This is a genomic window from Pseudomonas sp. SDO524_S393 (genome assembly GCF_054071875.1).
In genome coordinates, this window is the sequence record NZ_JBSVVZ010000072.1 from 22240 (window position 1) to 30162 (window position 7923).

The 7923-nt window shown below is 60.8% G+C and carries 6 protein-coding genes and 1 pseudogene; 4 read left to right on the top strand and 3 right to left on the bottom strand.

The features are described 5' to 3' along the window. Positions 1 to 63: 63 nt before the first annotated feature. Entirely contained in the window at positions 64 to 1071 is a 1008-nt protein-coding gene (locus ACW9IB_RS24845; protein ID WP_457415867.1) for an NADP-dependent oxidoreductase, read from the bottom strand. Positions 1072 to 1303: 232 nt separating this feature from the next. Between ACW9IB_RS24845 and ACW9IB_RS24850 the strand changes: the two genes are divergently transcribed. The 4 genes and pseudogenes from ACW9IB_RS24850 (at position 1304) to ACW9IB_RS24865 (ending at position 5764) form a co-directional block, all read left to right on the top strand. Further along, positions 1304 to 2065 (top strand): SDR family oxidoreductase, encoded by a 762-nt coding sequence (locus tag ACW9IB_RS24850; protein ID WP_457366799.1) that lies wholly within the window; start codon positions 1304 to 1306, stop codon positions 2063 to 2065. 203 nt (positions 2066 to 2268) lie between these two features. Beyond that, a complete protein-coding gene (locus tag ACW9IB_RS24855; RefSeq protein WP_457415868.1) occupies positions 2269 to 3681 on the top strand; it encodes an aminotransferase-like domain-containing protein in 1413 nt (470 codons plus the stop codon). Between the two features lie 997 nt (positions 3682 to 4678). Further along, positions 4679 to 4906 (top strand): annotated as a pseudogene (locus tag ACW9IB_RS24860) (HAMP domain-containing protein); the annotation flags it as partial. A gap of 15 nt (positions 4907 to 4921) precedes the next feature. After that, positions 4922 to 5764, top strand: coding sequence for a methyl-accepting chemotaxis protein (locus ACW9IB_RS24865; RefSeq protein WP_457366824.1), 843 nt, complete (start codon positions 4922 to 4924; stop codon positions 5762 to 5764). 36 nt (positions 5765 to 5800) lie between these two features. On the opposite strand, the gene ACW9IB_RS24870 is transcribed toward ACW9IB_RS24865, so the two are convergent. Beyond that, positions 5801 to 6613, bottom strand: a complete 813-nt coding sequence (locus ACW9IB_RS24870) for an alpha/beta fold hydrolase (RefSeq protein ID WP_457415869.1) — start codon at positions 6611 to 6613, stop codon at positions 5801 to 5803. Between the two features lie 131 nt (positions 6614 to 6744). Beyond that, positions 6745 to 7503, bottom strand: coding sequence for a hypothetical protein (locus tag ACW9IB_RS24875; RefSeq protein ID WP_457415870.1), 759 nt, complete (start codon positions 7501 to 7503; stop codon positions 6745 to 6747). Positions 7504 to 7923: the final 420 nt, after the last annotated feature.

Genomic DNA, 7923 nt, shown 5'->3' on the forward strand with positions numbered 1-7923 from the left:
ATGCCTTTTGTGACGCTCTGCGTCACGCGTTGAACGCCCACGCAAAGCCTGGGAACGATCGACTCAGTTGACCTTGAGTACGAGCTTCCCGAAGTTCTCCCCGTTGAACAGCTTCGCCAGGGTTTCCGGGAACGTCTCCAGCCCTTCCACGATATCTTCCTTGCTCTTGAGTTTGCCCTGCGCCATCCAGCCCGCCATTTCCTGCCCGGCGGCGGCGAAATTCGCGGCATGATCCATCACCACAAACCCTTCCATGCGCGCGCGGTTGACCAGCAATGACAAGTAGTTGGCCGGGCCTTTCACCGCGTCCTTGTTGTTGTACTGGCTGATCGCGCCACAGATCACCACGCGGGCTTTCAGCGCCAGGCGGCTCAGCACGGCGTCGAGAATCTCACCGCCCACGTTATCGAAATACACATCCACGCCCTTGGGGCACTCGCGCTTGAGCGCGGCGGGCACGTCTTCGCTCTTGTAATCAATGGCCGCGTCGAAGCCCAGTTCATCCACCAGGAACGTGCATTTATCGACCCCACCGGCAATCCCCACTACACGGCAGCCTTTAATCTTGGCGATCTGCCCGGCAATGCTGCCCACGGCCCCTGCGGCACCGGAAATCACCACGGTCTCGCCGGCTTTGGGCGCACCCGTGTCGAGCAGGGCGAAATAGGCAGTCATGCCAGTCATGCCCAGGGCCGACAGGTAGCGCGGTAGCGGTGCCAGTTTCGGATCGACTTTGTAGAAACCCCGAGGTTCGCCTAGGAAGTAATCCTGCACGCCCAGGGCACCATTCACGTAGTCCCCCACCGCGAATTCAGGGTTGCTCGAGGCAATCACCTGACCGACCCCCAGCGCGCGCATCACTTCACCAATCCCCACCGGTGGAATGTAGGACTTGCCCTCGTTCATCCAGCCACGCATGGCCGGGTCGAGGGACAGGTATTCGTTGCGCACCAGCACCTGCCCGTCCTGGGGCGTGCCCACCGGTACTTCCTGGTAGGTGAACGTCTCCCGCGTGGCCGCGCCGACAGGGCGTTTGGCAAGCAGGAACTGGCGATTGGTCTGGGCGGTCATGGCAACGACTCTTTGCTTGGAAATGAACTTTGATTGATAGACCCGGAACGGCCTCGGGGCAAGGTCCGCCAGGGAGGCGAATGCTCCTCGATAGGTGTGGCTGATAGTTGTCCAGGTGGTGTTATCACTGTGATTCATGCGGCCTCAACCGGCCTTTTGATAGTGCTGACGCATCCGTCGCAGCCTTGGCTAGACTCGGCCCACGGTTATTTCTTGCAGAGGACATCTCCCCATGAGCATGACGTTTTCCGGCCAGGTTGCCCTGGTGACCGGCGCCGCCGCCGGCATTGGCCGCGCCACGGCGCTGGCGTTCGCCGCGGAAGGTTTGAAAGTGGTGGTGGCCGACCTGGATGCTGCGGGCGGCGAGGCCACGGCTGCGCTGATCCAGCAGGGCGGTGGCGAAGCGCTGTTCGTGCGCTGCAACGTCACGCTGGAGGCGGATGTCCAGCAACTGATGGCGCAGACCATCGCGGCTTACGGTCGACTGGACTATGCCTTCAACAACGCCGGGATCGAGATCGAGAAAGGCAAGCTGGCAGACGGCACCCTGGATGAGTTCGACGCGATCATGGGGGTCAACGTCAAGGGCGTGTGGCTGTGCATGAAGCACCAATTGCCGTTGCTGTTGGCCCAGGGCGGCGGGGCCATCGTCAACACGGCGTCGGTCGCGGGGTTGGGCGCGGCGCCGAAGATGAGTATTTATGCGGCGTCCAAGCATGCGGTGATCGGTCTGACCAAGTCGGCGGCCATCGAATACGCGAAAAAGAAAATCCGCGTCAATGCGGTGTGCCCGGCGGTGATCGATACCGATATGTTCCGCCGCGCCTATGAAGCCGACCCACGCAAGGCCGAATTCGCAGCAGCCATGCACCCGGTGGGGCGCATCGGCAAGGTCGAGGAAATCGCCGGCGCGGTGTTGTACCTGTGCAGTGACGGTGCGGCGTTCACCACCGGTCAGGCCCTGGCGGTCGACGGTGGCGCCACCGCCATCTAGGACCTCTGGCAGCGCTCCACCCGAAAGCGGTTTGGAGCGCTGTGAGGTTTTTCCCAAGCTGGCAAAACGCCTTGGTCGAATGTGTATCAATAGGTAAATAATTCAATAAAATCAATAATTTAATAAAATGTGGCGGCCGGAAACGATGGGCTTCTGTGCTTAACTGCTGGGGTTGAATAACAGACAGTTGAAGTGAGTGGCGCATGGAATTAGGGATCGATCGGCAAGCCCCTGTACCGGTGGTGCAGCAAATCGTCAGTGCAATGACGGATTGGATTCGCACGAGTGGTGCCGAGCCCGGGACGCGCCTCCCGTCCATCCGGCAAGTGGCGCTTGACAACCTGCTCAGCCAGTCGAATGTGATCGAAGCGTTCGAGCGCATGGCAGCCCAAGGTTTGCTGGCTTCCAGGCAGGGGGCGGGTTTTGTTGTGGCGCAACCGCTCAAGCTCCCTGAACAGCATTGGTATGAGGGTGCCGAACAAGGCTGGGGGACTTTTACCGATAGCCCGCTGGGCGAGTTGAAGCTGGGATGTGGCTGGTTGCCGGAAGCCTGGCACGAGAGCGATGACATCAGTTACGCCATCCGGGAAGTCACCCGCACCGATACCGCCGGGCTGTTCAACTACAGCACCCCGTTGGGCCTGCCGGCGCTGCGCGAGCAATTGCTCAAGCGCCTGGCCCGCAATCAGGTGGCCACCAGCCTCGATTGCATTCTCACCACGGCCGGCGCCAGCCATGCACAGGACTTGCTCATCCGTACCTTGCTCAAGGCGGGTGACAAGGTCATTGTTGAAACACCGGGGTATGCCAACCTGTATCGACAACTGGCCTTTCACGGGGTCACGCTGCTGGAGCTGCCGCGCAGTTCCCGCGGGCCGGATATCTCGAGGTTGGAAACGCTGCTGCAGAGTCATCGTCCCAAATGCCTGTTCATCAATAGCCTGTACCACAACCCCACCGGGACCAGCCTGGGACGCGCGGCCGCCGAACGCATCATGCAACTGGCCCACCGGGACGATTTCCTGATCATCGAAGAGGACGTGTTCGGCGACTTGCAACATGCCAGTTGCGCCCGGCTTTCGGCATTGCCCCATGATGGGCGGGTGATCTATGTCTCGAGTTTTTCCAAGACCCTGAGCAGCGCCCTGCGTGTGGGCTATCTTTGTGCGAGCAGCGCATTCATCGAGCAACTGGCAAGCGTGAAGACCCTGACGGGGTTCGGCACATCGCGGTTTGCCGAAGCGGTGATCGCCACGCTCTTGGCCAATGGCACCTATCGCAAATGGGTGCAGCGCCTGCGCAGGCGGCTGAAAACCCAGATGGCCGCGACCTTGCAGGTATTGGAGGATGAAGAGTGGGAGGTGTTCGCCGTGCCCGCAGGCGGCATGTTCCTGTGGGCCCGGCCTCGTTTGGGGGTGGGTACTCAGCTGCAGGCCTGTGCACGGAAGCTGGGGGTCTTGCTGTCTCCCGGGGCGCTGTTCAGTCCGACGCAGGAACACAGTGACTGGCAGCGCATCAATGTGGCCTATGCTGATGATCGGCGGGCACTGGCCTTGTTCCGAGCCATGGGGCCCGCCAGATCGACCTCGACCATTCTGAAAACGACGAGAGTGTAGCTTTTTGCCATTATTCCGGCGCCAACGACTTGTGTTCAATGCCTTCTCGTTGCGAATCTCGTGTTCTGGAAACCGGGCTTGATGGCATCTGCCATTGCGAGAGGATTCAAGTGCAATGATTTCGGGCGTGCAACGACGTTTCGCCAACCTGGGTATGGCGAAAAAACTGGGCCTGGGCTTCACCCTGGTGCTCTTGCTGACCGCTGTGGTGGCGGCGATTGGCGTGTGGTCCCTGCAAACCGTGGGGCAGCGCTTCGAAGGGCTCAAGAGCATGTCCGCCCTCAATAGTGGTTTGCTGAAGGTACGCCTGATCGAGCAGGACTATGCGTTGCACGCCGACCCCAAATCCGTCGATGCCCTGCATGAAAGTGTCGATGCCCTGGCCACCCTGGCCGCGAGCCTCAAGACGCAGTCGGCGGCGAATGTGCCGGTGATGACCGATGTCGAGCAAGCCCTGGCGGCGTATCGCAAGGCGTTCGATGAGTTTGTCGAGTTGACCCAGACCAAGGACCTGGCCCTGGAGATGGCGAGTTGGTCGGTCTCCAGCGTCGCCAACAACCTCGACGTGTTGCAGGCCGGCCTCGCGGACGACGGCGCCTATGGCCTCAAGGAAAGCCAGGGCAAGGAGGGTGCAGAGTTCATTGAACAGGCCGGGCAGGTCAGCCAGGTCTCGCGGCTGATGTTGCAAGCCATGAACGAAGCCCGGGTGCGCCTCGACCAGAGTCGCAAGGGCGATGAAGACAATGCCGAGCAGGGCAAGATCGAGCAGGCTGATCAGGCCCTGGCTCAGGTCGAGCAACTGAAAGCCTCGGTCAAGGATGCGGGCTACCAGACGGTGCTCGGCGAGGTTTCGGGGCATATCGCCTCTTTCAGCGAAAAACTCGGCGAATACACCGGGTTGCTGGCCCAGGAAAAAGGGGTCTACAAGCAACTGCATGATCGTGCCGACCAAGTGGTCAGCCGGGTCAACCAGGCGTATGACGCCGAAGACCAGTCGATGCAGGCGCAGTTGAAGAAAAGCGCGCTGTTGATCGTGGGGTCGTCGGCTTTGGCCCTGTTGGTGGGGTTGATTGCCGCGTGGGTGATTACCCGCCTGATCGTCGCGCCTCTGCGCAGTGTGATCGCGGTGGCGCAGCAGATTGCCTCGGGCGATCTGAGCGGGCGAATGGAAGTCAGCCGTCGCGACGAAATCGGCCAGTTGATGCAGGCCATGCAGCAGATGGGCAACGGCCTGAGCCAGATGGTCAGCGGGTTGCAGGCGGGTATCGAGCAACTGGCGAGTTCCGCCCATTCGCTGTCCAGCGTCACCGAGCAGACCAATGTCGAGGTCAGCAGCCAGAAGGAAGAGACCGAACAGGTGGCCACGGCCATGAACCAGATGACCGCCACGGTGCATGATGTGGCGCGCAACGCCGAAGAAGCGGCGCAGGCTGCCCAGACGGCGGATGACAAGGTCGACAGCGGTCAGCAGGTGGTGCGCCAGAGTTTGCAGCGTATCGAATTGTTGGCGACCTCGAGCACCAGTGCCAGCGCCAGCATCGAAAGCCTGAGTGCGGAAATCCAGCATATCGGCACGGTGTTGAGCGTGATCAAAAGCGTGGCCGAGCAAACCAACCTGCTGGCGCTCAACGCCGCTATCGAGGCCGCCCGCGCAGGCGAGCAGGGCCGCGGGTTTGCGGTGGTGGCCGATGAAGTGCGGGCATTGGCCAAGCGCACCCAGCAATCGACCGAAGAAATCGAGCGGCTGGTCAGTACCTTGCGCAGTGCTGCGCAATCATCGGTACAGCAGATCCAGCAGAGCGGGGAACTGGTGAAACTGGCGGTCAGCGATGCGCTGGAAACCGAAAGCGCGCTCGGCAGCATCGCTGTGGCGGTGTCGTTGATCCAGCAGATGAACCAGCAGATCGCCGCCGCCGCCGAGGAGCAAAGCTCGGTGGCCGAAGAGATCAATCGCAGTGTGACCAGTATTCGTGCGAGCGCCGATCAATCGGCGTTGAGCATGCAGGGCAACGCCGCGTCGAGCATTCAGCTGGCGCAGTTGGGGGCTGAACTCAAGGGAATGGTGGGGCACTTCCGCCTTTGATCGCTGCCCGCGCGCAGCGACCAAAGGGCAGGCACCTCAGGCGTTGTTGGCGAGGAACGTCAGCAGCGCTTCATTGACGAAGTCGGGGTTTTCCCTGGCGGAGATATGCCCGGCATTCGGGATCAGGATCAGGCTGCAGCCAATGAGCTCGGCCATTTCCTGCGACTCTGCCGGCGGACGGGGTTTGTCTTGCTCGCCGCACATGACCAGGGTGGTATCGGCGTCCAGGCGTGACAGTTGCTCAAGTACATCATCACGGCTGAAGATCACCCGGCCCAGCGGGACGATGCTATTGAGCAGGCGCTCCCTGGGGAATGCCTGCAAGGCCTGGCGGAAGTCCTGGTACAGCGCGGATTCACGGTCGATGTCCGGACGGAAGAAGATCGGTGCGACCACGTCCAGCAATGGCTCCGGGATAGCCCCGGCGTCTTCGATCATCTTGAACAGCGAGAAATAGTACTGGCGGGTCGCCTCAGGCTCGGCGCCGAGGTAGGTGTCCATCAGCACCAGGCTGTTGATGCGTTCCGGGGCGAGCAATGCCAGGCGTGCGCCCCACATGCCGCCGACCGACAGGCCCACCAGGTTGGTCTGGGCGATATCCAGGTGGTCCAGCAACGCCAGGGTCTGGCGTGCCAGGTCGTCCAGTGAGCGAGTGTGCTCAGGCAACTGGCCCGATTCGCCATGACCCCACAGCTCAGGCACGATGACGCGGTACTGTTGCGACAGGGCTTCGATCTGCGGCGCCCACATTTCGCGGCCCCACAGGTAGCTCGAGCCCAGCAGAACGACCGGGCCGGTGCCCTGGTCAAGGTAGTGCAGCGGTTGTCCATCAATGATGGCGACAGGCATAGCAGGCCTCTGACTTCACGGAGTGAGGGGCATGTTTTTACGCTAGTCGCGGGGCGGAGGATAGATGCAAAGTGATGGCATGTTGCATAGAGGGAGGTGGTGAGCGGGCCCGCCCACCACAGGTGTAGCGATCAGTCGTAGATGACTTTCTTTTTCCAGTCGGCGTCGGCGTCCACCACTTTCAGGCCTTCGGTCAATTCGTTGACCTCGTCTTCGGCCGGCTTGCTGTTGGTGAGCACCGTGGAGTTGGCGCGTGCCAGTTGTTTCTCCAGCAATTGCAACTGGGCGCTGTAGACCACCGGTTCCGGTTGCTTGCGCAGGTACTGCACGCCACGCTCGAAAGCCAGGCGGGCCTGGCCGGGCTGGCCTTGCTGCAAGGCATGCTGGCCGAGGTTGTTGAAGAACTCGATATGCAACAACACCAGGATATGACGAATTTCCCGGATCCAGTGCTTGGCTTCGTTGGCCGGCAGGAAACCGTCCTGGGCCGCACGGGTGACCTGGCCATGCAGGGCTTCGAGCAGGAAGCGCACATCTTTGGCCTTGGCTTCGGTCTGGATCGGGGAGGGCGGGTTGTTCACCGGGATCGATTCGCCCTGGGCTGCCAGGGTGTTCAATTCGGCGACACGGGCCTTGAGCGGTGCGCTGGACTTGTTGAGGGCCAACAGGCGCTGGTTGACGTTGAGCTCGAGTCGGGTCAGCAACAGCTTGAGTGCCGGGGTCATCAACTGGCCGGGGAAGGTCTCGGTGATTTCACCGCAACGGCGCAGGCGATCGTTGAGTTCGATCTCGGTGCGCTTCTTTTCCAGCTTGTTGTTTTCCACCACGTGGTTCATGTAGCCAATGGCGATCAGTATTGCGATCCCGGCTATTACCAGCAGGGTGATCATGAGTGGTGTCACCGGTGTGACCTCTTTATAGGGTTTACAGTGGAGTGTAGTGATTGGGCCATCTGGCGGATAGGACTGTTCGACCAGTTGCCCAGCGGCTTTCTTCTCTATAGGTTGGCGTTCCCTGCATGGATGCACATTGCCATCATTTGCCAGCCTGAACTATAGCGTCTTGTCGGGCGCCAGAATATAGGCGTCAAAGCCCGGACGGGCAAAATGCCCACAAAGCCCGCAAAGCACGGCGAAGTCATTGATTTAAATAAATTTATCCTTGGGGGTTGACGACCTTTCAATCCATCCATAGAATGCGCGCCACTTGCAGCGTAAAGCACACAGCGAAACGCGGCAGGGAGTGAATGTTGTACGTGTGTCCCCTTCGTCTAGTGGCCTAGGACACCGCCCTTTCACGGCGGTAACAGG

Excerpts from the sequence above, each read along its gene's own strand:
- ACW9IB_RS24850 (WP_457366799.1), top strand. The coding sequence starts at position 1,304 with ATGAGCATGACGTTTTCCGGCCAGGTTGCCCTGGTGACCGGCGCCGCC.
- ACW9IB_RS24865 (WP_457366824.1), top strand. The coding sequence starts at position 4,922 with ATGGTCAGCGGGTTGCAGGCGGGTATCGAGCAACTGGCGAGTTCCGCC.
- ACW9IB_RS24870 (WP_457415869.1), bottom strand. The coding sequence starts at position 6,613 with ATGCCTGTCGCCATCATTGATGGACAACCGCTGCACTACCTTGACCAG.
- ACW9IB_RS24875 (WP_457415870.1), bottom strand. The coding sequence starts at position 7,503 with ATGATCACCCTGCTGGTAATAGCCGGGATCGCAATACTGATCGCCATT.
- ACW9IB_RS24845 (WP_457415867.1), bottom strand. The coding sequence starts at position 1,071 with ATGACCGCCCAGACCAATCGCCAGTTCCTGCTTGCCAAACGCCCTGTC.
- ACW9IB_RS24855 (WP_457415868.1), top strand. The coding sequence starts at position 2,269 with ATGGAATTAGGGATCGATCGGCAAGCCCCTGTACCGGTGGTGCAGCAA.